The organism is Flavonifractor sp. An10 (assembly GCF_002161215.1).
GTDB lineage: Bacteria > Bacillota > Clostridia > Oscillospirales > Oscillospiraceae > Flavonifractor > Flavonifractor avistercoris.
In genome coordinates this window covers 291,872-316,577 of sequence record NZ_NFMB01000005.1, presented here as the reverse complement: position 1 = coordinate 316,577, position 24,706 = coordinate 291,872, and the positions used below count along the sequence as shown (strand labels likewise).

21 protein-coding genes are annotated in these 24,706 nt (G+C 66.1%); 10 read left to right on the top strand and 11 right to left on the bottom strand.

The genetic code is table 11. From position 1 onward, the window contains the following. The 5 genes from B5E42_RS11215 to B5E42_RS11195 all read right to left on the bottom strand — a co-directional run bounded on the left by B5E42_RS11215 (position 1) and on the right by B5E42_RS11195 (position 6,298). A complete protein-coding gene (locus B5E42_RS11215; protein WP_087239636.1) occupies positions 1-795 on the bottom strand; it encodes a permease prefix domain 1-containing protein in 795 nt (264 codons plus the stop codon). Positions 796-799: 4 nt separating this feature from the next. Then, a complete protein-coding gene (locus B5E42_RS11210; protein ID WP_162613973.1) occupies positions 800-1,456 on the bottom strand; it encodes a DUF5044 domain-containing protein in 657 nt (218 codons plus the stop codon). Further along, the gene (locus tag B5E42_RS11205; RefSeq protein ID WP_242967108.1) at positions 1,449-2,330 is read right to left on the bottom strand and encodes a hypothetical protein; all 882 of its coding nucleotides are present in this window, start codon (positions 2,328-2,330) and stop codon (positions 1,449-1,451) included. Before B5E42_RS11205 ends, B5E42_RS11210 begins: the two co-directional genes overlap by 8 nt. Next, positions 2,267-2,614, bottom strand: a complete 348-nt coding sequence (locus B5E42_RS11200; RefSeq protein ID WP_087239631.1) for a PadR family transcriptional regulator — start codon at positions 2,612-2,614, stop codon at positions 2,267-2,269. The genes B5E42_RS11205 and B5E42_RS11200 overlap by 64 nt, the downstream gene beginning before the upstream one ends. A gap of 255 nt (positions 2,615-2,869) precedes the next feature. Further along, positions 2,870-6,298: a pyruvate carboxylase gene (locus B5E42_RS11195; protein WP_087239629.1), complete on the bottom strand. Its 3,429-nt coding sequence runs from the start codon at positions 6,296-6,298 to the stop codon at positions 2,870-2,872. A gap of 334 nt (positions 6,299-6,632) precedes the next feature. Here B5E42_RS11195 and recG point away from each other — a divergent pair, with 334 nt between their 5' ends. Together recG and B5E42_RS11185 are read left to right on the top strand one after the other, a co-directional pair. After that, the gene (recG, locus tag B5E42_RS11190) at positions 6,633-8,693 is read left to right on the top strand and encodes an ATP-dependent DNA helicase RecG (protein WP_087239627.1); all 2,061 of its coding nucleotides are present in this window, start codon (positions 6,633-6,635) and stop codon (positions 8,691-8,693) included. A gap of 138 nt (positions 8,694-8,831) precedes the next feature. Beyond that, the gene (locus B5E42_RS11185) at positions 8,832-9,212 is read left to right on the top strand and encodes a C-GCAxxG-C-C family protein (protein WP_087239625.1); all 381 of its coding nucleotides are present in this window, start codon (positions 8,832-8,834) and stop codon (positions 9,210-9,212) included. 259 nt (positions 9,213-9,471) lie between these two features. Here B5E42_RS11185 and B5E42_RS11180 read toward each other — a convergent pair whose 3' ends face one another. Then, positions 9,472-10,839 (bottom strand): DUF4179 domain-containing protein, encoded by a 1,368-nt coding sequence (locus tag B5E42_RS11180; RefSeq protein WP_087239623.1) that lies wholly within the window; start codon positions 10,837-10,839, stop codon positions 9,472-9,474. A 3-nt stretch (positions 10,840-10,842) separates the two neighbouring features. Beyond that, the gene (locus tag B5E42_RS11175) at positions 10,843-11,307 is read right to left on the bottom strand and encodes a sigma-70 family RNA polymerase sigma factor (protein WP_087239621.1); all 465 of its coding nucleotides are present in this window, start codon (positions 11,305-11,307) and stop codon (positions 10,843-10,845) included. Positions 11,308-11,431: 124 nt separating this feature from the next. On the opposite strand from B5E42_RS11175, the gene mutY reads away from it, so the two are divergent. The 5 genes from mutY to B5E42_RS11150 all read left to right on the top strand — a co-directional run bounded on the left by mutY (position 11,432) and on the right by B5E42_RS11150 (position 16,178). After that, positions 11,432-12,475, top strand: coding sequence for an A/G-specific adenine glycosylase (mutY, locus tag B5E42_RS11170; protein ID WP_087239619.1), 1,044 nt, complete (start codon positions 11,432-11,434; stop codon positions 12,473-12,475). A 4-nt stretch (positions 12,476-12,479) separates the two neighbouring features. Beyond that, entirely contained in the window at positions 12,480-13,052 is a 573-nt protein-coding gene (locus tag B5E42_RS11165) for a thymidine kinase (protein WP_087239617.1), read from the top strand. 153 nt (positions 13,053-13,205) lie between these two features. Then, the gene (locus tag B5E42_RS11160) at positions 13,206-13,418 is read left to right on the top strand and encodes a helix-turn-helix transcriptional regulator (protein WP_087239615.1); all 213 of its coding nucleotides are present in this window, start codon (positions 13,206-13,208) and stop codon (positions 13,416-13,418) included. A gap of 485 nt (positions 13,419-13,903) precedes the next feature. Continuing rightward, positions 13,904-14,779, top strand: coding sequence for a 4Fe-4S cluster-binding domain-containing protein (locus B5E42_RS11155; protein WP_087239614.1), 876 nt, complete (start codon positions 13,904-13,906; stop codon positions 14,777-14,779). 13 nt (positions 14,780-14,792) lie between these two features. Further along, positions 14,793-16,178 carry an MATE family efflux transporter gene (locus B5E42_RS11150; protein WP_087239612.1) on the top strand — a complete coding sequence of 462 codons (1,386 nt, stop codon included), beginning with the start codon at positions 14,793-14,795 and terminating at the stop codon, positions 16,176-16,178. Between the two features lie 22 nt (positions 16,179-16,200). On the opposite strand, the gene B5E42_RS11145 is transcribed toward B5E42_RS11150, so the two are convergent. After that, complete coding sequence (locus B5E42_RS11145; protein ID WP_087239610.1) at positions 16,201-17,100, bottom strand: RluA family pseudouridine synthase; 900 nt, start codon at positions 17,098-17,100, stop codon at positions 16,201-16,203. A 119-nt stretch (positions 17,101-17,219) separates the two neighbouring features. Here B5E42_RS11145 and hemW point away from each other — a divergent pair, with 119 nt between their 5' ends. Continuing rightward, positions 17,220-18,428, top strand: coding sequence for a radical SAM family heme chaperone HemW (gene hemW / locus B5E42_RS11140; protein WP_087239608.1), 1,209 nt, complete (start codon positions 17,220-17,222; stop codon positions 18,426-18,428). 299 nt (positions 18,429-18,727) lie between these two features. After that, positions 18,728-21,736 carry a phosphodiester glycosidase family protein gene (locus tag B5E42_RS11135; RefSeq protein ID WP_087239606.1) on the top strand — a complete coding sequence of 1,003 codons (3,009 nt, stop codon included), beginning with the start codon at positions 18,728-18,730 and terminating at the stop codon, positions 21,734-21,736. Positions 21,737-21,803: 67 nt separating this feature from the next. Here the strand turns inward: B5E42_RS11135 and B5E42_RS11130 are convergent, their stop codons facing one another. Both B5E42_RS11130 and B5E42_RS11125 read right to left on the bottom strand, forming a co-directional pair. Further along, positions 21,804-22,160, bottom strand: a complete 357-nt coding sequence (locus tag B5E42_RS11130; RefSeq protein WP_087239604.1) for a GIY-YIG nuclease family protein — start codon at positions 22,158-22,160, stop codon at positions 21,804-21,806. Then, positions 22,153-22,641 (bottom strand): DUF6530 family protein, encoded by a 489-nt coding sequence (locus B5E42_RS11125; protein WP_087239601.1) that lies wholly within the window; start codon positions 22,639-22,641, stop codon positions 22,153-22,155. Before B5E42_RS11125 ends, B5E42_RS11130 begins: the two co-directional genes overlap by 8 nt. A gap of 125 nt (positions 22,642-22,766) precedes the next feature. Between B5E42_RS11125 and spoVAC the strand changes: the two genes are divergently transcribed. After that, on the top strand, positions 22,767-23,210 hold the full coding sequence (spoVAC, locus tag B5E42_RS11120; RefSeq protein WP_087239599.1) for a stage V sporulation protein AC: 444 nt from the start codon (positions 22,767-22,769) through the stop codon (positions 23,208-23,210). Positions 23,211-24,004: 794 nt separating this feature from the next. Here spoVAC and B5E42_RS11115 read toward each other — a convergent pair. Further along, the gene (locus tag B5E42_RS11115; protein WP_087239597.1) at positions 24,005-24,613 is read right to left on the bottom strand and encodes a helix-turn-helix domain-containing protein; all 609 of its coding nucleotides are present in this window, start codon (positions 24,611-24,613) and stop codon (positions 24,005-24,007) included. Positions 24,614-24,706 lie beyond the last annotated feature (93 nt).

The following is a 24,706-nucleotide window of genomic DNA, read 5'->3' as shown; positions in this document are numbered from 1 at the left end:
TTAGGTTCCCCCTTTCAGAGACAGGGTCAGGTAGATGGCATTTTCCCCGTAGCGGTCAAACCGGAGGGTGAGCTTCTCGGCCGCCGGGTCGAGCCTATCGACCCACATGGAGTAGTAGGAGACGAAGGGATGCCATGTGGTGCTGGTGCCGCTGGAGCGGACAGCGGAAAATTGAAACGGTACCACCTGCCCATAAGAGGAATAGGTGTTGCCCAGATCGTCCTCCGCCCAAAGCCAGTCCCAGAACACCGGATTTCTGTGCCAGGGGTTGGGGTGGTCGGCCCTCACTGTGTAGTGCAGGGACAGAGTGCCGTCGGAGGCGCGTACCACCAGGGCTCGCGGTATGGAAAAGGTATAGCCCTCATAGTGCCAGACAGCGCCGGGATTGAGGTCTGCCACGATGTCATACTCATCATTTTGGGTCAGGAACTCGTCCAAATGCCCGCCGTCCTGGAGGGGCGCGGCCAGATCCTCAGCGATTGCCCCCACCTGGGGCAGGGTAAAGAGCAGAACCAGCACCGCCAGGCCCCACACCGCCACCCGGAAGCAGATCTGGAACCAGCCCAGGAAGGGACTGTGGCTTTTGTCCAGCTCTTTCCCGATCTCCTCCGGGTCGCCCATGGCGGCCACGGCCTGCCGTGCCGCCGTCTCCGGCGGGAAGCCCCGGGCGACGAGCGCGTCCATGTGATCTTCCAGATGGGCGGTCAGCTCGGCGGTGATGGCCGCGCGGTCGGGGCGGAAGCGCACCCGCCTGCACACCCGGCCGCAGAATTCGTTGAATTGCGGGCTCGCCATGGAATCACCTCACTTCTTCCATTTCCAGACCATAGGCCGCCCACGCCTCGGGCACCGGGGCTTCGTAAATCAGGCTCCCGTCTCTGTCGTAGCCCCGCAGCCGGTGGTGTCCTATTTGGGTGAAGGGAAAATCAGAAACCTCAGTATGAGCGGTCTCGTCATAGGTGACAAAAAAGCAGTTTTCCACCGCCTGACTGCTCCGCACGGAAAAGAGCTTCCACCCGGCGACACCCTCATAGATGACGGGAAACCGTACCTCCACAGAGGCGATTTCCGGGTCGTTGGAGACCACCAGAATGGTGCTGTTATCAACCTGTTCCTGGATGATCAGGGATACCAAGGGGGTTTCCGGGCGGCTCTCCACTGCCATCAGCTGCCCCGACCGCCAGAGGGGGCCCCGCTGATAAACCCCGCAGGAGGCATACCAGTCCCCGCACCGCACAATGTAGCGGTAGGTGGAGTAGCGGCTGTCTTTGATCCTGGTGACCACCTCCCCGGGGCCGAAGCCGTACCGGGCCTGGGTGGCGGCCAGGGCCCCCCGGGCGGTGAGGAAGGGGAAGTCCAGGGCCAGCACCAGCGCCGCCAGGAGGATGGGCAGGGCCACGGCGGCCCGGATGGCCCGGCGCTTCCGCCGGGCGGGGGTCATGGTGCGCCTAGCCATTTCCTCCGCCTCCTTCCAGGGGGATGGTGAGCCACAGCACGTCCTCCCCATAGCGGTCTAAGTGGAGGGTGAGTTTGGCGGCCGCCGGATCGACCTTCCGCACCTCGATTTCGCAGTAGGTGGCAAACAGAAACCTGGCCGCGGTGCTGCCGTGGCAATCCCCGCGCCAGGCGGGGTAGCCGTCTCCCGACAACAGCTCGTTCACGGTGTCCATGGAGTCATAGCGGTTCCCCAGATCGTCCTCCGCCCAGATCGAGCCCGGGAGGACGGGCTCCTTCCGCCAGGGGTTGGGGTGGGCGATTTTCAGCAGAGCTTTTACCGAGCGTCCGTCCCAATCTTGGGTCTCCACCGCCTGGGGGATGGAAAAGGTGTAATCCTGCCAGCTCCAGGCTCCCTCCGGATGGAGCGCAGCAATGACCCGGCTGTTTTCCGATATCTCCAGCTCCGGGGGTCGGGCCGCCAGCTGCTGTGCGGCCCGCTCAGCCTGGGGCAGGAGCAGGAGAAACGCCAGCACGCCCACCAGCACCACCGCCCGGAAGAACCAGATCTGGAACCAGCCCAGGACGGGGCTGTGGATGGAGTCCAGCCAGCGGCCCAGCGCCTCCGCGTCCCCCATGGAGGCCACCGCCCGGTATTCCGCCTCCAGCAGCGGCATGTCCGGGTCTCCCTCCAGCAGGGCGTCCTTGTGATCCTCCAGGTGGCCGGTCAGCTCCTCGGTGATGGAGTCGTGGTCGGGGCGGAAGCGGACATACATGCACACATGGTCACAGAACTGCCCGATGGTGCGGTGGGGAACCTCCGGCGGGAGCATCAGGCCAGGGCCGGGGCCGCCCCGGCCAGGATGGCGTTGACGGTCTTGGAGAACTCCGTCCACTCCTCCTTCTTCTCGTCCAGCAGGCGCAGGCCCTTCTTGGTGACGTGGTAGTACTTGCGGGTGCGGCCCGTGGGGGCCTCCTTCTCGTAGGACTTCACCGCCCCGTCCCGCTCCAGGGTGTGGAGGATGGGGTAGAGGGTGCCCTCCTTGAGGGTGAAGGTGTGGTCGCTCTTTGCCTCCAGCTCGGCGATCATCTCGTAGCCGTACTTGTCCCCGGCGGAGAGCAGGGAGAGCACCAGCAGGGTGGTGCTGCCGGACAGCAGGTTTTTGTCGGCCTTTTTCATGGGTGTGCCTCCTTTCAAGATGTGCAAAAAATACCTCGGCTATCTAGGGTAATCATACCTAGATTGCCGAGGTTTGTCAAGAGGAGGGAACAACATATGGAAAGCATGTAGGGGCCGCCGCCCTCGGCGGCCCCTGCGGCTTGCGGTACAAAAAAGGGGCCGGGCTTTTCAGCCCGGCCCCCAGATATGCGGAAGCGGAGGTTGCCTTATGAGCGCTCCGTAGGGCGCGACGACCCCGGCGCGCCATTTAGAAACTCACTTGATGGTGATGAGCAGCTCGCCGGCCTTGACAGAGCCGCCCTCTTTGATGAGCACCTGATCCACGGTGCCCGCCATGCGGGCCACCACGCTTGTCTCCATCTTCATGGCCTCGATGACGGCCAGCACCTGGTTCTCCTCCACGGTGTCGCCAGGCTTGACGTTGACCTTGGACACCATGCCGGGGATGGAGGCGCCCACCTGGCTCTTGTCGGAGGGGTCGGCCAGGGTGAGGTGCTTCACCTGGGCCTGGGCGGTCTTGTCGGGCACCGCCACCTCCCGGCGCATGCCGTTGAGCTCGAACTGCACGTTGCGGGTGCCGTCCTCGTTGAGATCGCCGAGGCCCACGTACTTGATCACCAGGGTCTTGCCGTCCTCGATGTTGATCTTGTTGGTCTCGCCCAGGGCCATGCCGTTGAAGAACACGTGGCTGCCCATGCGCATGATATAGCCGTACTCCTGCCGGTGGCGGTAGAAGTCCTCCACCACCTTGGGATACAGGCACCAGGAGATCACATTGTGGTCGTCGGCCTCGGGGTAGAACTTGCGTACCTCCTCCCGGGCCTTGTCGAAGTCGATGGGCTCCAGCAGCTCGCCGGGACGGCAGGTGATGGGCTCCTCGCCCTTGAGCACCACCTTTTGCAGATCCTCCGGGAAGCCCCAGGCGGGCTGGCCCATCATGCCCTTGAAGTAGCTCACCACGCTGTCGGGGAAGGTGAGGGCCTCGCCCCGCTCCACGATGTTCTCGGGGGTCAGGCTGTTCTGCACCATGAAGATGGCCAGATCGCCCACCATCTTGGAGGAGGGGGTCACCTTCACGATGTCCCCCAGCATGTGGTTGACCTTGACGTACATCTCCTTGACGTCCTCGAACTGGTGGCCCAGGCCCAGGCTCTCCACCTGGGATTTCAGGTTGGTGTACTGGCCGCCAGGCATCTCGTAGCGGTAGATGTCGGTGGAGGGGTTCTTGATGCCCGCCTCAAACTGGCTGTAGCGCAGGCGTACGTCGGCCCAGTAGTCGGACAGCTTCTGCAGCTTGTCGGGATCCAGGCCGGTGTCCCGCTCCTGCCCCTGGAGGGCGGTGACCACCGCGTTCATGGAGGGCTGGCTGGTGGTGGAGGACATGGAGTCGATGGCGCAGTCCACGATGTCCACGCCGGCCTCGGCGGCCATGAGATAGGCGGCCACCTGGTTGCCCGAGGTGTCGTGGGTGTGCAGGTGGACGGGGATGCCGATCTCCTGCTTCAGGGCGGACACCAGCTTCTTGGCGGCGTAGGGCTTCAGCAGGCCGGACATGTCCTTGATGCACAGCAGGTGGCCCCCCCGCTTCTCCAGCTCCTTGGCCATGTCCACGTAGTATTTCAGGGTGTACTTGTCCCGCTTGGGATCCAGAATGTCGCCGGTGTAGCACACGGTGGCCTCGCACAGCTTGCCCTGCTTGAGCACCTCGTCCATGGCCACCTCCATGCCGGGAATCCAGTTCAGGGAGTCAAAGATACGGAACACGTCGATGCCGCCCTTGGCCGCCTCCCGGATGAAGGCGCGGATGAGGTTGTCGGGGTAGTTGGTGTAGCCCACGGCGTTGGCGCCCCGCAGCAGCATCTGGAAGGGGATGTTGGGGATCTTCTCCCGCAGCAGCCGCAGACGCTCCCAGGGGGACTCGTGGAGGAAGCGGTAGGCCACGTCGAAGGTGGCGCCGCCCCACATCTCCAGGGAGAAGCAGTCGTTGAGGATCTCCGCCGTGCCCTCGGCGGCCTTCACCATGTCCCGGGTGCGCACGCGGGTGGACAGCAGGGACTGGTGGGCGTCCCGCATGGTGGTGTCGGTGATGAGCAGCTTCTTCTGACCCAGCACCCAGTCCCGCACCGCCTCGGGCCCCTTCTCGTCCAGCAGCTGCTTGAGGCCGGTGCACTGGGGGGGCGTGTGCTCGAAGGGCGGGAAGCGGGGGATGTCGTGCTGAGGCCGCTCGGCGGAGGGGTTGTCCACCTGGATCTGGGCGATATACTTGAGCACCTTGGTGGCCCGGTCCCGGCCGGTGTCGATGTCGAAGAGCTCGGGGGTCTCGTCGATGAACTTGGTGTGGCAGGCCCCGGCCCGGAAGGTGGGGTGGGCCAGGATGTTGGTGACGAAGGGAATGTTGGTCTTGACGCCCCGGACGTGCTCCTCCGAGATGGCCCGCATGGCCTTGCGGCACACCCCCTCGAAGGTGTTGTCCCAGGAGGTGACCTTCACCAGCAGGGAGTCGTAGTAGGGGGAGATCTCCGCGCCGGTGAAGGCGTTGCCGCCGTCCAGCCGGACGCCGAAGCCGCCGCCGGAGCGGTAGGCGGTGATCTTGCCGGTGTCGGGGGCGAAGTTGTTGGCCGGATCCTCGGTGGTCACCCGGCACTGGAGGGCGTAGCCGTTCAGGTGGACGGAATCCTGGCTGGGGATGCCGATGGCCGGGGTGGACAGGGGCTTGCCCTCGGCGATGAGGATCTGGGCCCGCACCAGGTCGATGCCGGTGACCATCTCGGTGACGGTGTGCTCCACCTGGATGCGGGGGTTCATCTCGATGAAGTAGTGGGCGCCGCTCTTGTCCACCAGGAACTCCACCGTGCCGGCGGAGACGTAGCCCACGTGGCGGGCCACCTTCACCGCGTCCTCATAGAGCTTCTGCCGGGTCTCCTCGGGCACGCTGAAGGCGGGGGCAAACTCCACCACCTTCTGGTAGCGGCGCTGGAGGGAGCAGTCCCGCTCAAACAGGTGCACCACGTTGCCGTACTGGTCGCCCAGGATCTGCACCTCGATGTGCTTGGGCTCCACCAGGTACTTCTCGATGAAGATGTCCTCGTTGCCGAAGGCCTTCTTGGCCTCGCTCTTCACCAGGTTGAAGGCGGGGATCACCTCGTCCTCCCTGTCGCAGCGGCGCATGCCGCGGCCGCCGCCGCCGCCGGCCGCCTTGAGGATGATGGGGAAGCCGTACTCCTTGGCCTTGGCCAGGGCCTCCTCCCCGTCCTTCAGGGGCTCGGCCGAGCCGGGGATGGTGGGCACATTGCAGGCCTTGGCGATGGCCTTGGCGGTGAGCTTGTCGCCCATCTGGGCCAGGATTTTGGAGGAGGGGCCGATGAAGGTGATCCCCGCCTCCTCACAGGCCCGGGCGAAGTCGGCGTTCTCGCTGAGGAAGCCATAGCCGGGGTGGATGGCGTCCACATTGCGCCGCTTGGCCAGGTCGATGATGCCGTCGATGTCCAGATAGGCCCCCAGGGGGGACTTGTTCTCGCCGATGAGGTATGCCTCGTCCGCCTTGGTGCGGAAGAGGGAGAAGGTGTCCTCGTTGGAGTACATGGCCACCGTGTGCAGGCCCAGGTCGTAGCAGGCCCGGAACACCCGGATGGCGATCTCGCCCCGGTTGGCCACCAGGACTTTGTTGAACTGTTTTTCCGCCATGCTTTCCTTCCTTCCTGAATGAAATGAGAGAGATTCTGTCAAAAAATAGGGGAGGATACAGAAGCAGCAGGCGTGTGCAGCCTGCTGTGCTGTCGGCATCATTGCCGACACATTTGTAATTCTTGTCGTTGACAGTATTATAACAGCGTGCGGGCTGTTTTGCAAGAACAAACGGATTTTATTGCAATGATTGGCGGACAGCACAGGAATTTTGACCGGCAGGTTTTTGTTTTGGCGCTTTCGTCCAGCAAACCGGGGAAAACGGGCGGGGCCTTGCCCGGCCCCGGGAAATGTGCTACACTACAAAACAATCAGGGGGAGAGGAGGGAGCGCCATGGCACTGCGGCTTGCCGACCGGCTGGACACCCTGCCCGGCATCGGCCCGGCCCGGGCCAGGGGCCTGGAGAAGCTGGGGCTGGTGACGGTGGAGGATCTGCTGCGCTGCTACCCCAGAAGCTACGAGGATCGGCGGAAGTTTTCCACCGTGGCCGCCGCGCCGGTGGACATTCCGGTGTGCCTGGAGCTGCTGGTGGCGGAGCCCCCCCGGCTCTCCCGCATCCGCAAGGGGCTGGAGCTGGTGAAGGCCCGCCTGGTGGACGACACCGGCAGCCTCACCGCCACCTTCTTCAACCAGACCTACATGAAGGACGCCCTGCGCCCCGGGGAGACCTACATCGTCTACGGGAAGGTGGAGGGCCCGCCGGGCCGGAGGCAGATGACCAACCCGGTGTGCGAGCGCTCGGACAGGGTGCGCTTCACCGGCTGCATCCTGCCGGTCTACGCCCTGACCCACGGCATTTCCAACAACCTGCTGGCCGGGCTGGCCCGGCGGTGCGTGGACGAGTGCGCCGGGCAGCTGGAGGAGGTGCTTCCCGGGCCGCTGCGCCGGGAGCACGCCCTGGCGGCGGCGGAGTTCGCCTGCCGCAGCATCCACTTCCCCCGGGACGAGGAGGCCCTGGAGCTAGCCCGGCGGCGGCTGATCTTTGAGGAGCTGTTCTACCTCACCTGCGGCATGGCCCTGCTGCGCACCCGGCGGGATGAGGCGGCGGGGGTGCCCTTTGCCATTCCTCCGGTGGAGGAATTTTTGGCCCTGCTGCCCTTCCCCCTCACCGGGGCCCAGCGGCGGGTGATGGACGAGATGGCCGCCGACGTGTCCGCCGGCCCCCCCATGAACCGGCTGGTGCAGGGGGACGTGGGCTCGGGCAAGACCATGGTGGCGGCCTACGGCGCCTGGCTGGCGGCCAAAAACGGCCGCCAGTGCGCCCTCATGGCCCCCACGGAGCTGCTGGCCGAGCAGCACTTCCGATCTCTCGCCCCTCTGCTGGAGCAGGCCGGCCTGCGGGTGGGCCTGCTCACCGGGGCGGTGAAGGGCAAGGCGAGGAAGGAGCTGCTCGCCGCCCTGGCGGCGGGGGAGTTGGATCTGCTCATCGGCACCCACGCCCTTCTGTCCGAGGGGGTGGACTACGCCGATCTGGGCTTGGTGATCACCGACGAGCAGCACCGCTTCGGCGTGGCCCAGCGGGCGGCGCTGTCGGCCAAGGCCAGGCAGCCCCCCCATGTGCTGGTGCTCTCCGCCACCCCCATCCCCCGCACCCTGTCCCTGGTGATCTACGGGGATCTGGACGTGTCGGTGATCGACGAGCTGCCCCCCGGCCGCACGCCGGTGCAGACCTTTGTGGTGGGGGAGGACAAGCGGCAGCGGATGTACGGCTTTGTGCGGAAGCTGGTGGGGGAGGGGCGGCAGGCCTACATCGTCTGCCCCGCCGTGGAGGAGGGGGAGGATGAGGGGGCCGGCCTGAAGGCCGCCACGACCTACGCCCAGGGCCTCCAGACGGAGGTGTTCCCCGACCTGCGGGTGGGCCTGGTACACGGGAAGATGAAGCCCAGGGAGAAGGACGCGGTCATGACCGCCTTCGCCGGGGGAGAGCTGGACGTGCTGGTGTCCACCACCGTCATCGAGGTGGGGGTGGACGTGCCCAACGCGGCGCTGATGGTGGTGGAGAACGCCGACCGCTTCGGCCTGTCCCAGCTCCACCAGCTCCGGGGCCGGGTGGGCCGGGGGAAGCACCAGTCCTACTGCGTGCTGGTCACCTCCACCCGAAACCCGGACAGCCGGGCCCGGCTGAAGGTGCTGACCAAGACTACCGACGGCTTCCAAATCGCCGAGGAGGACTTGAAGCTCAGGGGCCCCGGCGACTTCTTCGGCCAGCGGCAGCACGGCCTGCCCCAGCTGCGCATCGCCGATCTGGCGGGGGACATGCGGGTGCTCAAGGAGGCCCAGCTGGCCGCCCAGGAACTGCTGGAGCGCGACCCCGGCCTGAAGCGGCCCGAGCACGCCCCCCTGCTGAAACAGATCCACCGCCTGTTTGAACAGCACGGCGACATGTTCAACTGAGGATAATTGATAATGGGTAATTGATAATGGATAATTATCGGTTATACGGCCGGTTCCGTTTCCTGTGCCGGGGTTATGCGCGGAGAATTATCAATTTTCAATTCTCAATTATCCATTCAAGAAAAGGAGAGAACAGAAATGACGAGAATGGAGGAGTCCCAGGCCCTGCGGGATCGGACGGACGTACACTACAACTGCTGCCAGTCGGTGCTGGTGCCTTTTGCCGGCGTGTGCGGGCTGGACAGGGACACGGCGTTCCAGCTGGGGGCCAACTTCGGCCGCGGTATGCGCCGCGGCTCCGCCTGCGGCGCGGTGACCAGCGCCCTGATGGTGCTGGGCATGGCGGGCAAGGGGGCCGACGAGGCCACGGAGTTCATGAGCCGCTTCCGGGAGAGGAACCGGGCCCTGGACTGCGACGCCCTGCTTCAGATGATGGATGAGCGGGGGGAGGAGCACAAGCCCAACTGCGACCGCCTGGTGCGCAGCGCGGTGGAGATTCTGGAAGAACTGCTGAAATAAAATGAGCGGGCGCCGGTCATTGGCCGGCGCCCGCTCAGCGTGTCAAAAAAGTGGCGGGGGCCACTTTTTTGAAGGGGATGCGGCCCCCTGCGCGCAAGGTTTGTCCGCTAACAGCGGACAAACCCCACACTTGTGGGCCGAGAAGTGTTTTCCCCGACGCACATGTCGCCGGGGAAAACGGGATTACCATTTTTTCGCGCCTGCGGGCGCGAACTCTGCGAGGCTTTTTTGTCGGGCCGCGGGCGCACGGTGTGCGCCCCTACTGCAGGGCCAGGGTGACGGGGTCGTCGAAGGCGGTGCGGCGGGTGATGTGGAGGCCCATGTCGATGGTGTCCCAGGGGTAGTTCTCAATGGTGTACTCCTCCACGAAATACCCCTCGGGGATGGGCGTCTCGTAGGGGGTGTCCCGCCAGAGCGTATCACTGACATAGGTGCTGTGGCCGTCGGCGTATTCCTCTGTGCCGTCGGGGAGGCGATAGGAGCCGGAGCCCAGCTGATAGAAGTTCATGCTCGTCTCGCTGCTGCCGGGAGGCATGGGAGCCAGGAAGGCCACCCGGGCTGTGGTTTCATCCAGGCGGATGGCGCTGATCTCCATGCCCTCCGGCATGGGCTCCAGGGCCTCCCCGGTTTTCAGGCTGACGGTGATGAACTCCCGGCCCTTCTCCAGCCACTCCGCCCTGGTGATGTGCAGGGTGAGGGAGTCCGGATCACTGAAATAGGGGCTCTCGAACAGGTAGGAATCCCCCAGGGCGGACAGCCCGCTGGCGGAGCCCTCCTCATAGCGGTTGCCCTCCCCGTCCTCCAGGTAGAAGTCCAGGCCCTGGAGCTCCTCGGCGTTGTCCGGAGACTGCTCCAGGTTCAGCCGGGCGTGGGTGGGGTAGAGCTCCAGATCCACAATCCGGATGTCGTTGCCGTCCAGCTGGATCCAGCGGTTCACCTCCACCGTCCGACCCTGCCCCCGGAACCGCTGATCCAGGGGAAAGTCGAAGGTGAACGCGGCGTCTGCCGTCCAGGTCTCATGGTCTGTGACGCCGGGTATGTGGGCCTGCACCTCACAGGTCATGTGGAGGGCCTCGGGGAGCTGGGGCTCCTCCTCCCCCTTGAAGGCCACGGTGACGGCGTTGGTCAGCTCCCCGGGGGCCACGCTGTCCATCAGGACGGAGCAGCCCTCCAGCCCTTCTCCGTCGGGGGTGGTGAACTCCACACGGGGCATGAAGGAGGTGGCCCCCTCCGGCCCGGTGATGGAGAGGAACAGCATCAGCCCGCCCTGGTCGGCCATCAGGTACTCCAGGTTGACGGTGATGCCGTTCTCCGTCTGGCTCTGGCCGATATACTGGACGTAGTCGTTCTCCACCGCCGCCTTCAGGCTGGGGGAGAAGGCCACGGCGGCGGCCAGCTCCTTCAGCACGGGCACCCTGGCGCAGGCCAGGGCGAAGGGCGTCCACAGGTTCACCATCAGCACGAACACGGCGAACACCGCCGCCACGCTTCCGGCGGGGGCGCTGATGCGCCGCCACAGCCTCCGGCGGCGGGCCCTGGCCCGGGCGCGGCCCACAGCGTCCTCCAGGGCGGGGGGCAGCTCCTCCGGCTGGCGCAGGAGGGCCTCATATTCTTCCATACGGTTCATGGTTCAAACCTCCTCGGTCAGGTGCAGTTTTAACAGGGACAGGGCCCTGCGCTGCCGGGTGGACACGGTGCCGGGCGGGATGTCCAGGGCCTGGGCGGTCTCCGCCAGGGTGAGCCCCTGGAAGTACCGCAGCACGATCACGGCCCGCAGCTCCTTCGGCAGGCGGGCGATGGCCTCCCGCAGGGGGAGGGCGTCGAATTCCTCCGCCGCGGTCTCGGGCAGCTCCGCCACCGCCAGCTCCCGCTTTCGGCGGCGCAGCTCGGCGTTGCAGGCGTTGATGAGGATGCGGGTCAGCCAGGTGTCGAAATACTCGGGCTGACGGAGCTTTTTGTAGTGCAGAAAGCCCTGGTACACCGCCTCGTCCACCGCGTCCAGCGCGTGGGCCTCACTGCCCAGATAGAGCCGCGCGGTGCGGTAGAGCCGGGCCTTGATGGCCTCGGCGCGGTCGGCAAATTCCTGTTCCGTCAAGGGTGGCGCCCCCCTTTCTGACCATTAGAGTAGCGAGCGGGCGGTTTTCATTGCGCCGCCTTGAAAAAAGTTTCGCTTCATTATATAATATCCGGGACAGCGCGCACAACACGGAGGTGTCCCCTTGAACGAACTGGATCAACTGCCCATACCCCTGCTCCAGTGGTACCATGAAAACGCCCGGGTGCTGCCCTGGCGCAGCGACCCCACCCCCTACCACGTGTGGGTCAGCGAGATCATGCTCCAGCAGACGAGGGTGGCGGCGGTGCTGGGCTACTATGCCCGTTTCATGGAGGCCCTGCCCGCCGTGGCCGATCTGGCGGCGGTGGAGGAGGACAGGCTCATGAAGCTGTGGCAGGGCCTGGGCTACTACAACCGGGCCCGTAACCTGCAGAAGGCCGCCCGGCAGATCGTGGAGGAGCACGGCGGGGTGTTCCCGGACACCTATGAGGCCATCCGGGCCCTGGCCGGGGTAGGGGATTACACGGCGGGGGCCGTGGCCTCCATCGCCTTCGGCCTGCCCGAGCCGGCGGTAGACGGCAACGTGCTCCGGGTGGTGTCCCGCCTCACCGGCGACGGCGGGGACATCACCCGGCCCGACGTGAAGAAGCGGATGGGCGCGGCCCTGCGGGAGGTGATCCCCCTGGATTCCCCCGGCGACTTCAACCAGGCCCTGATGGATCTGGGGGCCATGGTGTGTCTGCCCAACGGGGAGCCCCTGTGCCCACAGTGCCCGGCCAGGGGCTTCTGCTCCGCCCTGCGGGAGGGCCGCACGGCCGAGCTGCCCGTCAAGGCGGCGAAAAAGGCCCGCCGGGTGGAGGAGCGGACGGTGTTCCTGATTTTTTACCAAAAAAAAGTGGCCCTGCGCCGGCGGCCGGCGAAGGGCCTGCTGGCGGGCCTGTGGGAGTACCCCAACGAGCTCTCCCCCGCCCCCTGCCCCGTGGAGGCGGCGGGGCTGGCCGACGGGCCGTCCGGCAAGCACATCTTCACCCACATCGAGTGGCGCATGGCCTCCCGCATGGTGGAGGCCGCGTCGGACAGGCTCCCCGGCGGCTGGGTGTGGGCGGATCGGGACGCGCTGGAGCGCGAATACGCGGTACCCAACGCCTTTCAGGCGTTTCAAGCGGCGGTGGAGGCCCGGCTGGGCCCCACGGAAACAGGAGGATGAGGATATGGCAAAGCTGTACTTCCGATACGGGGTCATGGGCTCCAGCAAGACGGCCAACGCGCTGATGGTGCGCTACAACTACGAGGAGCGGGGGCAGGACGCCCTGCTGGTGAAGCCCGCGGTGGATCAGCGGGACGGGGCCCGGTTTGTGGCCTCCCGGGCGGGTCTGAGCCACGACTGCATCTACTTCTCCGACCTGATGGAGATGACACCCCGGGAGCTCAAGCCCTATGCCTGCATCATTGTGGACGAGGCCCAGTTCCTCACCCGGGACGAGGTGCGCTACCTCACCGAGCTGGTGGATGACTGGAACATCCCGGTGATCTGCTACGGCCTGCGGGCCGACTTCAAGGGAGATCTGTTCCCCGGCTCGGCGGAGCTGCTGGCTACCGCCGACATCATCGAGGAGGTCAAGACCATCTGCTGGTGCGGCAAAAAGGCGGTGTGCAACGCCCGCTTTGACGAGAGCGGACACGTCCTCAAGGAGGGGGAGCAGGTGGTGCTGGGGGCCAACGACCAGTACATCGGGCTATGCCGCAAGCACTGGAAGGAGGGTAACCTGGGGCCCAAGGCCTAGGGCCGCAGCTCCTCCGGCCAGAGCTCCGGATTGGGTATGCCCGCGATATAGTGATAGAGCAGCTCGATCGTCGGTGACATCATAATCCCTCCAAAACGAAGTTAACTGTGCATATTATAGTACGAAGCAAACTGTGTGCCGAGGGGCGAATTTATGTTTGCAGAGCGTACCCGGCAATTAAGAGCAGAACGGAACCTGAAGCAGGCCGAGGTGGCCGAAGAGGTTCAGCTTTCCACCCGCGGCTATCAGGATCTGGAACTAGGCCGCTTGCCTAAATATGAAACCTTGCTCCATATCGCGGATTTTTACGGGGTGTCCGTGGACTGGCTCATGGGGCGCACCGAGCGCCGCGAGGTCTGGCTGTAGGGGCGACCTGTGGTCGCCCGCTGGATATTGAGGATCCCTTCGTGGGGCGCGACGACTCGGCGCGCCATATCATTTCATGCCTGTTTGTCGGGGGCTCCCCCTCGGGGACGCGCCTACGCGGCGGGCGCCCCACTTTCTTTCCCAAAGAAAGTGGGGGAAAGAAAGGGCAGGGGAGGGATTTCGAGTTCCCTCCCCTGCACCCCTCCTTAGATCGACCAAGAAGGGGGAATTGCGATTCCCCCTTCTTGGAACTTCCCCCGAGCTGTCCTACAGGCAGCTTTCCGGCCGAGGGGGCTTACATTGTAACGCCCCCTCGGCTCGGAGCGGGCGCACACATAGGTGCGCCCCTGCGTGGGGCGCGGCATCCTTGACGCGCCGTTTCCAAGCTGCCATGATTGCCCTGGTATTTCAGCGGCATGGCACCGACGGCGGCCCGGCGGGCGGCCATAGGTTACCCCAACCCCAACGGAAAGGAAGGAGCCGGAATGATCTGCAATCTCTGCCCCCGCACCTGCGGGGCCCTGCGCACCGAGACGGAAGGGCACGGCGTGTGCCGGATGCCCGCCCTGCCGGTGGTGGCCCGGGCGGCCCTCCACATGTGGGAGGAGCCGCCGATCTCGGGAACCCGCGGCGCGGGGACGGTGTTTTTCTCCGGCTGTTCCCTGGGGTGCGTGTTCTGCCAGAACGAGTCCATCAGCCACCGGGATTTCGGAAAGCCGGTGACGGTCTCCCGCCTGCGGGAGATCTTTTTTGAGCTCATCGCCCAGGGGGCCCACAACATCGACCTGGTGAACCCCACCCACTACGCCCACGTGGTGGCCCAGGCCCTGGCCGAGCCCCTGCCCGTGCCGGTGGTGTGGAACTCCGGCGGCTACGACCGGGTGGAGACCCTGCGGGCCCTGGAGGGGAAGATCCAGATCTATCTGCCCGATCTGAAATATGTGACGCCGGAGTACACGGAGAAATACTCCGGCGCGGCGGACTACCCGGAGGCGGCCCAGGCGGCCGTCCTGGAGATGTTCCGCCAGACCGGCCCCTGCGCATATGACGAAAACGGCCTGCTGAAGCGGGGCGTGGTGATCCGCCACCTAGTGCTGCCCGGGAAGCTGGCGGAGGCCAAGCGGGTGATGGACTGGGTATCGGGGCATTTTGCCCCGGGGGAGGTGCTGTTCTCCCTCATGAGCCAGTACATCCCCTGGGGGCGGGCGGCGGAGTTCCCGGAGCTGAACCGCCGCCTGCGGCCGTCGGAGGCCCGGGCCGCGGCGGAGTACATGGATGCCCTGGGCCTGGAGGGCTTCACCCAGGAGCCGGAGTCGGCGGAGCAGGCATACATTCCCCCCTTTGATCTGACGGGGGTATGAGAGAGGGAGAGACATGGAGACAAGCCAGACCGGGAAGCCCCGGCTGAAAACCCTGTGGCGGCTGTCCTGGCCCGCCATCATTGAGCAGGTGCTCACCACCATGGTCAGCTATGCGGACACCGCCATGGTGGGCGTGCTGGGGGCGGCGGGCACCGCCGCCGTGTCGGTGAACGCGGCCCCCATTTGGCTGGCCAACGGCCTGCTCACCGGCGTGGGGGTGGGCTACTCCGTCCAGGTGTCCAATGCCATCGGGGCCCGGGACGACGAGAAGGCCCGGCGGGTGATCCGCCAGGGGGTGCTGGCCGCCGTCGTGGTGGGCCTCCTCGGGCTGCTGCTCTACCAGTCCCTGGCCGGGTTCATCCCCCGCTGGCTGGGGGCGGAGCCGGAGGTGCTGCCCCAGGCGGTGGCCTACCTGCGGTTCTACACCATGGCCATGCCCTTCATGGCCGCCGGGCAGATCTTCTCCGCCATCCTGCGCTGCATGGGCAACACCAGGGCGCCGCTGTACTTCAACACGGCGGCCAACCTGCTGAACATCGTGCTCAACTTCCTGCTCATCTATCCCACCCGGCCGGCGGTGCTCTTCGGGGCACAAATCACCATTCCCGGCGCGGGGCTGGGGGCGGCGGGGGCGGCCATCGCCTCGGCGGCGGCCCTGACCACGGCGGGCATCGCCCTGCTGCGCATCGGCACCCGGCAGGGCGACCGCTTCCGGGTGCACCTGCGGGAGGGGCTGCGCCCCGACGGGGACATCATCCGCCAGGCGGTGCGGCTGGGCCTGCCCTCCGCGGTGGAGCGGGCCACCATCAACCTGGGGCAGATCGCCACCACCGCCGTGGTGGCCTCCCTGGGCACCGTGGCCCTGGCCGCCAACCAGATCGCCGTCACCGCCGAGGGGCTGTGCTATCTGCCCGCCTACGGCATCTCCTACGCCGGCATCGCCCTGGTGGGCCAGGCCGTGGGGGCCCGGAAGAAGGAGGACGCCCGGGCCTACGGCACCCTGGCCGCAAAGCTGGGCTTTGTGGTGGCCATCGGCACCGCCTCCGCCCTGTTCCTGCTGGCCCCGCCACTGGCGGGCCTGTTCAACTCCGACCCCCGGGTGGTGGAGCAGGCGGCCCTCATGCTGCGCATCGTGGCCTTCTGTGAGCCCTTCTTCGCCCTGTCCATCATCCTCTCCGGCACCCTCCGGGGCGCCCACGACGTGCGGGTGCCCATGGTGGTGGGGCTGGTGTGCATGTGGGGCATCCGGGTGCCTCTGGCCCCCGTGCTGGTCTACTTCGCCGGGTTCGGCCTGGCGGGGGTGTGGCTGGCCATGGACGTGGATCTGATCGTCCGGGGCGTGCTGTGCGCCCTGCGCTGGCGCTCGGGCAAATGGGCCCGCATGTGCGGGCTGGAATAACAAAGCGGCTGATATGACACAGTCATATCAGCCGCTTCATATCCTCCGGCAGGGGCTGCTCCCACGCCATGGGCTCCCCGGTGACGGGGTGGAGGAGGGAGAGCCTGGCGGAGTGGAGGGCGGGGCGGGAGATCAGGCTGTGAGCCTCCGTGCCGTAGAGAAAGTCCCCGGTGAGGGGGTGGCCGATGTGGGCCATGTGCACCCGGATCTGGTGGGTGCGGCCGGTGTCCAGCTCCAGCTCCACCAGGGCCCGGCCCCGGCCGGCGCGGAGTACCCGGTAGCGGGTGACGGCCGCCTGTCCCGCCGGATCCACCCGCCGGGCGATGAGGGAGTCCGGCGCCCGGCCCAGGGGGGCGTCGATCACCCCCTCCGGCGGCTCGGGCACCCCGTCGCACACCGCCAGATACACCCGCCGGAAATCCGGCGTGTGGAGCTGCCGCTTGAGCCGCTCCTGGGCGTGGGGGTGCTTGGCCACCACCATCAGGCCGGAGGTGCCCCGATCCAGCCGCTGCACCGGGTGGACGTCGGCGGTGATGCCCTGCTCCCGGTAGTAGTACGCGATAAAATTGCACAGGGTGTCGGCGTAGTGGCCGGGGCCGGGGTGGACGGTGACGCCGGGGGCCTTGTTGAGCACCAGCAGATCCCCGTCCTCATACACGATGTCCAGGGGGCCGGGCGCGGGCACCATGATGCCCTTGTGGTCGGGATCGGCCACCCGGACGGAGAGCGCCTGCCCAGCCTCCACCCGCTGCCCGGTGATGGCCCGGACGCCGTCCAGCAGGATGCCGTCCTCCAGCCACTTGATGCGCCGGATCACCGTGCCCGACAGGTGCAGCTCCCGCCGCAGCAGGGTGTCGATTTTCTCCCCCGCCATGGCCGGCGTGACGGTGAGCGTCAGCCGCCGGGGCGCCTGCTCCGCCATGCGCGCTCCCCCCTTCCGCTTTTTTCCCAGTATACCACGGCGTGCACCGCTTTTCAAACGCCGGATTTTGTAGTATAATATACGCTTGAACATTGAAGCATGGAAACGAGGTGCCTCCTATGCCGGAGAAACTGGGCCTTTACATCCACATCCCCTTCTGCCGGAGCAAGTGTGACTACTGTGACTTTTACTCCCTTGCCGGGCGGGAGGAGCGGATGGACGACTATCAGAAGGCGCTGCTGGCCCACATGAAGGAGACCGCCCCCCTCACCCGGGGGTGGCAGGTGGACACGGTGTATTTTGGCGGCGGAACCCCCAGCTTTTATGGGGCGAAGCGCCTGAAGGAACTGCTCAGGCTGATCTCCAAGCGCTTTGATCTGGCCAAGGACGCGGAGATCACCGTGGAGTGCAACCCGGACAGTGTGGATCTCAAGACCTTCCAGGCCCTGCGCCGGGCGGGGGTCAACCGCATCTCCCTGGGGGTGCAGTCCGCCCACGACTGCGAGCTGCAAAGCCTCCACCGGCCCCATACCTTTGAGCAGGCCCGCCAGGCGGTGGAGGCCGCCCGGGCGGCCAAGCTGAAAAACCTGAGCCTGGATCTGATCTACGGCCTGCCGGAGCAGGACATGGACAGCTGGAAGGACTCGGTGGAGCAGGTGCTCTCCCTGGAGCCGGAGCATCTGAGCTGCTACGGCCTGAAGGTGGAGCCGGGCACCCCCCTGGACGACCGGGTGATCCGGGGCACCAGGCTGCCCGACGACGATGTACAGGCCGACATGTACCTGTGGATGGTGGAGCGCCTGGCGGCGGCGGGCTACCGGCAGTATGAGATCTCCAACTTCGCCCGGGCGGGGTTCCAGTCCCGCCACAACCTGAAATACTGGATGGGCCGGCCCTACATCGGCTTCGGGCCGGGGGCCCACTCCGACTTCGGCGGCCGGCGCTACTCCTTTGTGCGGAACCTGGAGGGCTATATCTCCGGCGTGCTGGAGGGGGGCGCGGTGATTGACGAGTCCGACCTGATCCCCCAGCGGGAGCGGGGCAGCGAGTACCTGATGCTCCGCCTGCGCACCACCCGGGGCATCGAGGAGTGGGAGTACCGCCGGGAGTTCTTCATGAACTTCGACCCCATCGAGCAGAAGCTGGAGGAGTATGAGCGCCAGGGCTGGGCGGAGCGCCACGACCGCCGCTGGAACCTGACGCCCAGGGGCTTCCTGGTGTCCAATCAGCTCATCGGCGAGCTGCTGGCCATCCAGGAGGAGGCCACACTGGAAAAGACCCTGCCCCGGCTGAAGCAGGGGCGGCCGGAGGCCGACGCGGCCCGGTAGAAGAGGGCCTCCTCCTGCCGCGCCGCGTGGCGCGGAGCCCGGCGGAATTCATTTCCGCCGGGTGATAAATATAATGAGGGTTCCCATGGAAGCCTGCTTCCATGGGACGGAGGCCACACTGGAAAAGACCCTGCCCCGGCTGAAGCAGGGGCGGCCGGAGGCCGACGCGGCCCGGTGAGCAGGCCGCTGTTGCAGAAATGTAAGATTTCCCTGTCCCCCCGCTTGTTTACAAGCGGGGGGATTTGTGTTAACATAACTTCCATAGCAATCCATTCATCCACAGACATAGGAGGACTTTCATGAAGCAATTCCTGCGGCGGGGCGCGGCCCTGGGGCTGGCGCTGGCCATGACCGTCACCGCAGCCTCGGCGTCCCAGGCCCTGGGCTGGGATCTACATACCGGCACAGCGCCCATCTCGGTGGGCACCACCCTGACCACCAACTATTTCTGGAGCGACACCTATTCTGATCTGCGTACCGAGCACTATGTCACCTACACCCCCAGTACCGACGTGACCCCCACCGTGGCCTACGGCACCAAGGTCACCGACCGGGTGACCCTCACCGGCATGGCCCAGCAGCTGGAGAGCCAGGGCAAGCGGGTGGTCTCCGGCCTCAACGGGGACTGGTATGTGCTCTCCACCGGCGCGCCCACCGGCCTGGTGGTCACCGACGGGGTGGTGCGGGCCACCGGCTACTACAGCAGCACCTGGGCCATCGGCTTCTATGACGACGGCACCGCCTTCATCGCCCAGAACGGGCTGTCCATGTCGGTGACCCTGGGCGGCGCGACCCTCAATCTCAGCGGCGGCATCAACAAGGTGCGCAAGATGACCAGCAGCGACGGCAGCGGCGGCCTGACCCTGCTGACCTCGGACTTTGCCGACACCACCAAGAACAGCGAGGCCGGGGTGGACGTGATTCTCACCCCCGTGGAGGATGAGAGCGGCACCTATTCCACCGAGCCCCGCATCGGCAGGCAGACCCAGTACGTGGTGGAGCAGGTGCTGGAGTCCACCGGCAGCATCGCCATTCCCGAGGGCAAGGCGGTGCTTACCCTCAACGCCAAGGACAACGCGGACACCCTGGCGAAGCTGCGGGCCCTGGTGCCCGGCGACACGGTGACCCTTTCCATCACCAGCACCGACGCCCGGTGGAATGATGTGGATCAGGCCCTGGGCGGCGTGGCCAAGCTGGTGACCAACGGGCAGGCGGCCTCCGGACTGGACGCCTCCCGCACCGCCTGGCCCGCCATCGGCATCAAGGCCGACGGCACCCTGGTGTTCTACGCCCTGGACGGCAAGCAGCCCGGCCTCAGCGTGGGGGCCACCCAGACCCAGGTGGCCCAGCGCCTCATTGAGCTGGGCTGTGTGGAGGCCATCTGCATGGACGGCGGCGGCTCCACCACCATCGGGGTCACCTACCCGGACGGCAGCAGCATGGAGGTGGTGAACAGCCCCTCCGACGGCAGCCAGCGGGCCAACTCCACCGCCATCTTCCTCACCACCGAGCTCCAGCCCACCGGCGAGCTGGACTCCTACTACGTGACCCCCACCGATAACCTGCTGCTCTCCGGCGCTGCGGTGCAGCTGTCCGCCTCCGGCCTGGACACCCACTACTATCCGACCAGCGGATATGAGGTGGAGTGGGAGGTCACCGAGGGCGGCGGCACGGTGGACGAGAACGGCCTGTTCACCGCCGGGACGGAGAGCGGCACCTCCCGGGTGACCGCCGACGACGGCTACGCCTCGGGCACGGTCTCCATCACCACCGTCAGCACCCCGGACAGCATTACCCTGTCCGACGAGTCCACCGGCGCGGCGGTGACCTCCCTGAACCTGGATCCCGGCGGACAGATGGATCTGAAGGCCTCGGCCTCTTACCGCGGCCTGGATCTCACCGCCCAGGACACTTGCTTTACCTGGACGGCCGACCCGGCGGTGGGCACGGTGGATGAAAACGGCCTCTTTACCGCCGGGGAGAAGAGCGCCAGCGGCACCCTCACCGTCTCCGCCGGCGGCAAGACTCTCACCATCCCGGTGAGCGTGGCCGGCCATGTCAACACCCTGGAGGATCTGGAGGGCGGCATGGACGCCTTCACCGCCACGGATACCGCCGTCCCCGCCGTGGAGACGGGTCTGGAATACGTCCACAACGGCCGCCAGAGCCTGAAGATGACCTACGACGCCTCCTCCGGCTCCGCCAGCCTGGGCGCCGCCCTGGCCATCCCCGCCGGCGAGAGCTGGCTGGGCATGTGGGTGTACGGCGACGGCTCGGGCAACACCCTCATGGCCACCGTCACCGACAGCCAGCTCCAGACCAGCCAGATCCTGCTGACCGCCCTGAACTTCACCGGCTGGCAGTATGTCAGCGCGGAGCTGCCCGAGGGCGCGGCCTACCTCAACAGCCTGGACGTGGTCTACGGCGGCACCGCCGCCAGCGGCGAGATCTGGCTGGATCAGCTCACCACCGCCAACGAGAACGTCAGCGACACCACCGCCCCCGCCGTCACCCTCACCGTCAGCGGCGCCCAGCTCACCGCCCGGGTGTCGGATAACGTAGACCGCACCATCCCCCAGGAGAGCGTGTCCCTGACCTATGACGGCGCGGCGCTGTCCTTCACCTGGAACGAGAGCACCGGCACCCTGAGCGCCTCCCTGCCCGCCGCCGACACCGGCTACCACCGGGCCACGGTGACGGTCTCCGACGCCAGCGGCAACCTGGGCCGGGCCTCGGCGGACATCCAGCCCGCCTCCGACCGCACCTCCCCCTTTGCCGACATGACGGGCCACTGGGCGGAGCAGTACGCCACCTACCTCTATGACAACGGCATCTCCATGGGCACCGGCGTGGACACCGTGGTCTACCAGCCCGACAAGAGCATCACCCGGGCGGAGTTCTTCACCATGGTGGCCCGGTGGATGGATCTGGATCTCACCCAGTACGCCGGGGTGGAGCTGCCCTTTGTGGACGCGGCCTCCATCCCCGACTGGGCCCTGGACGCGGTGAAGGCCATGTACAGCCTGGGCATCCTCCAGGGCGCCGGGGTGGAGGGCGGCCTGGCCGCCAATGCCTCGGCCACCATCAGCCGGGCCGAGGCCATGACCATCCTGGGCCGCACCCAGGCCAAGGGTTACGCACAGCCGGAGCTCACCACCGACGACGCCGGCCAGGTGGGTGACTGGGCCCTGCCCTATGTCCAGAGCCTGGTGGGCCAGGGTGTGGTGACGCCCACCGACAACAAGCTGCGGCCCACCGACGCCCTCACACGGGGCGAGCTGGCCCAGCTGCTCTACGCCATTCTGTAAAAGCAACAAAAAGACCGGAGGGCCGCCCGCATATGCGGACGGCCCTCCGGTTTTCTGCTGGTGCGGCTCAGCGGTAAAATTCTTTGCCCTCCGCCGCCAGCCGCTCCCGCCAGATGTCCCGCAGCAGCTCCAGCTCCTCCTGGAACTGCCGGTCGGTCTGGTCGGGCTTCTTCTCCAGGGTCTCCAGCTGGGTGAAGGTGAAGGCTGCCCCGCCGTGGGCCCGCCAGTCCGCCGCCATGGCGGGGTGGAGGGGCATGTCGGTGCTGACGGCGAACTGGAAACGGTTGCGCTGCCCCGCCGGGTTGGGGGAGGCCAGGAGCAGGGTTCTGCCGCTGACGGTGTCGGTGACGGCACACACGGCGCCGGTGATGGGCCGCTCCCGATAGGCGGCCAGCAGCTCCTTCTGGTGTTCCGTCCTAGCCATGGCAGCCCAGCTCCCCCAGGATCCGGGAGAGCACCCGCATCCGCTCCCCCAGCAGCTCCCCGTCCCGGGCCAGGGCGTCCCGGAAGAGCTGGAGATCCTCGTCGATGTGGTCGTTGCCAGTGCACACCTCCACGGTCATGGCGTCCCCCTGGAGGCCGATGCGGTCTACCTGGGGGTGCTCCGGGTCGTAGCCCCTGGGGAAGCGGTAGGCCTCCTCCTGGAAGTAGAGCTGGGCCCGGCAGATGAGTATGGCCAGATCCAGCACCCGGTGGAGGGGCAGCTCCTCCGACTGGCGAGACCACTTCTCCCCGGTGTACCGCCAGACCTTGGCGGAGATGTCCACCCTGCCCCGGTCATTCCACTGGGCCAGGCCCAGGGAGAGGCCCTGGGCGTCGGAGCCGCCGGCGGTGCGGCCGTCGATGCGGCCGTAGTCCTCCGCAGCCAGGACGGGCTTGTGCTTGAGTGTGGTGGGGATCTGCACGGAGATCCCTCCTTTCCGATTAGTAAATTAGTAATTTAGTAAATGAGTAACGGGCCTGTAGAGAATACCACGAATGTTTTCCCCTGTCAAGGGGCATGCTGAGAGGGAAAGGAAGGATACGCGCTATGGATATGACCAACCAGGAGTACAGCCGCTATGTGGAGCAGAAGGCCAAGCCTTCGCCCATCTGGAAGAATCTGACCTGGGCCTTCTGCACCGGCGGGCTGATCTGCACCGGGGGACAGGCCCTGCTCAACCTGTACCGGGGCTGCGGCCTCAGCGAGGGGGACGCCGGCACCGCCGTGTCGGTGACCATCATCTTTCTGGCCGCCCTCTTCACCGGCCTGGGCTGGTTTGACAGGCTGGCCAAGCACGCCGGGGCGGGCACCCTGGTGCCCATCACCGGCTTTGCCAACGCCGTGGTCGCCCCGGCGCTGGAGTTCCGGAGCGAGGGCCTGGTCATGGGGGTGGGGGCCAGGATGTTCGCCATCGCCGGGCCGGTGCTGGCCTACGGCATCAGCGCCGCCGTCCTCTACGGCCTGGTGCTCTGCCTGTTTTTCCCCGGCTGAGGGCGAAAAAACTTGAATAATTTCACCAAAAAGCCCTTGACAAAACCGGCCGTTGGTAGTATGATCTAGACAGAAAAAGAAAGAGGTGAGCCCAATGGGCTGAGAAGCTCAATCTTTTCCGAACTACCGCATTTGGTGAGACAGAAATTGTGGTATTCCAGCCTGCACTTGTTCCCAACCAGCTCAATGAAGTGAGATGCACAACAGGAAAACCTCTCAAGCGAAGTTCGCCCAAGACGGAAACCAAGTGCCAATGCGTTGCAGGAGACAGTGAGCCCTAGGAAGACCGTGCTGTTCAGCCAGATGTTGTAGAATCTATAGAAAGTAGAGGTAACCATAGTGGTAGAACCCCAGGTCGAAAAGTAGCCCCCCGGTCACGTTGGATGGCCGGGGGGTTGTGCTGTGTATGGGGGTTCTGTTCAGATAATCTCCCGTCCCCGCCGGGAGGCCCTGGGGGGCCTCCGGGGGGAATGGATTCCCCCCGGAAGAGGCGGCGCGCGAAGCGCTCAATTTGCCCGCAGGCAAATTCCGCCTCTGTCGGGGGGTGTGCTATATATTCGCAAAAACGGCCCCGCCGTTTTTGCGAGAAGAGATGGCAGCCCGCCGCGCGCAGAACGGACGCACCGGCGGCGCGTCCGTTCCACACTTGCGGTCTGAGAAGAGTTTTTCCCCAGGCGCATGTCCTGGGAAAAAACGGATTCTGATTCTATTTTGCCGGCTGCGGCCGGCAAAACTCTGCGAGGCGTTTGGGGCGCGTGCAGCCGGCAAAACTCTGCGAGGCTTTAGGGCCACGGTTACCTGGTCAATATTTTCCTGTGATACCCCCGCTGGCCGCAGCGGGGGCATTTCATCTTCCGGCTTCTCCCGATGTGGGGGGAGAATACCACCGCCCGCATGGTGGGGACATACCTGGCGTGACAGTGGGGGCACTCGTAGTACCCCGCGTCGTGCTCCAGCCTGACCGCCACCACGATTCCGGCGGCATAGATGACAACGCCGGCGGCGATGAGCCCCACCCGCCACCAGAAGAGGGTCACGGCAAAGCTGGCGGCGAAGATCATCACCAGGGCGGCCGCCGTGGAGAGAAGGCCGATCACGACCTCCAGCCAGAGCAGCCGCCGGTTGTTCAGGGCCTCCTGCTTCTGGAGCTCCAGCAGCTTCTCCTCCGCTTTTTTCTGATAGTCCTCCATGCTGATGCGTTCCCCGGTCAGAAGCTCGTTGACGGTGATGTGCAGCAGCCCGCACAGGGGCAGCATGAGGGAGGGGTCGGGCATGCTTTTGCCCCGCTCCCATTTGGAGACGGCCCGGTCTGTGATGCCCAGCTGTTCTCCCAGGGCGGCCTGGGTGAGGCCGGCCTGTTTCCGGCGCTCCGTGATAAAGGCGCCGATTTTCTCCTGATCCATGGGGAGACCTCCTTTCCGCCCCAACCATAGCAGCAGCCCGGTGAAATGTACACATACCGTTGGTTGAGTCGGGGAGAAATGGGCGGAAAACCC

Bases quoted from the DNA above. Each gene is read 5' to 3' on its own strand.
- B5E42_RS11200 (WP_087239631.1), bottom strand. From the start codon at position 2,614: ATGAAAAAGGCCGACAAAAACCTGCTGTCCGGCAGCACCACCCTGCTG.
- B5E42_RS11195 (WP_087239629.1), bottom strand. From the start codon at position 6,298: ATGGCGGAAAAACAGTTCAACAAAGTCCTGGTGGCCAACCGGGGCGAG.
- B5E42_RS11165 (WP_087239617.1), top strand. From the start codon at position 12,480: ATGGCAAAGCTGTACTTCCGATACGGGGTCATGGGCTCCAGCAAGACG.
- B5E42_RS11180 (WP_087239623.1), bottom strand. From the start codon at position 10,839: ATGAACCGTATGGAAGAATATGAGGCCCTCCTGCGCCAGCCGGAGGAG.
- B5E42_RS11215 (WP_087239636.1), bottom strand. From the start codon at position 795: ATGGCGAGCCCGCAATTCAACGAATTCTGCGGCCGGGTGTGCAGGCGG.
- B5E42_RS11130 (WP_087239604.1), bottom strand. From the start codon at position 22,160: ATGGCTAGGACGGAACACCAGAAGGAGCTGCTGGCCGCCTATCGGGAG.
- recG (WP_087239627.1), top strand. From the start codon at position 6,633: ATGGCACTGCGGCTTGCCGACCGGCTGGACACCCTGCCCGGCATCGGC.
- B5E42_RS11160 (WP_087239615.1), top strand. From the start codon at position 13,206: ATGTTTGCAGAGCGTACCCGGCAATTAAGAGCAGAACGGAACCTGAAG.
- hemW (WP_087239608.1), top strand. From the start codon at position 17,220: ATGCCGGAGAAACTGGGCCTTTACATCCACATCCCCTTCTGCCGGAGC.
- B5E42_RS11210 (WP_162613973.1), bottom strand. From the start codon at position 1,456: ATGGCTAGGCGCACCATGACCCCCGCCCGGCGGAAGCGCCGGGCCATC.
- B5E42_RS11115 (WP_087239597.1), bottom strand. From the start codon at position 24,613: ATGGATCAGGAGAAAATCGGCGCCTTTATCACGGAGCGCCGGAAACAG.
- B5E42_RS11135 (WP_087239606.1), top strand. From the start codon at position 18,728: ATGAAGCAATTCCTGCGGCGGGGCGCGGCCCTGGGGCTGGCGCTGGCC.
- B5E42_RS11150 (WP_087239612.1), top strand. From the start codon at position 14,793: ATGGAGACAAGCCAGACCGGGAAGCCCCGGCTGAAAACCCTGTGGCGG.
- B5E42_RS11155 (WP_087239614.1), top strand. From the start codon at position 13,904: ATGATCTGCAATCTCTGCCCCCGCACCTGCGGGGCCCTGCGCACCGAG.
- B5E42_RS11185 (WP_087239625.1), top strand. From the start codon at position 8,832: ATGACGAGAATGGAGGAGTCCCAGGCCCTGCGGGATCGGACGGACGTA.
- spoVAC (WP_087239599.1), top strand. From the start codon at position 22,767: ATGGATATGACCAACCAGGAGTACAGCCGCTATGTGGAGCAGAAGGCC.
- B5E42_RS11145 (WP_087239610.1), bottom strand. From the start codon at position 17,100: ATGGCGGAGCAGGCGCCCCGGCGGCTGACGCTCACCGTCACGCCGGCC.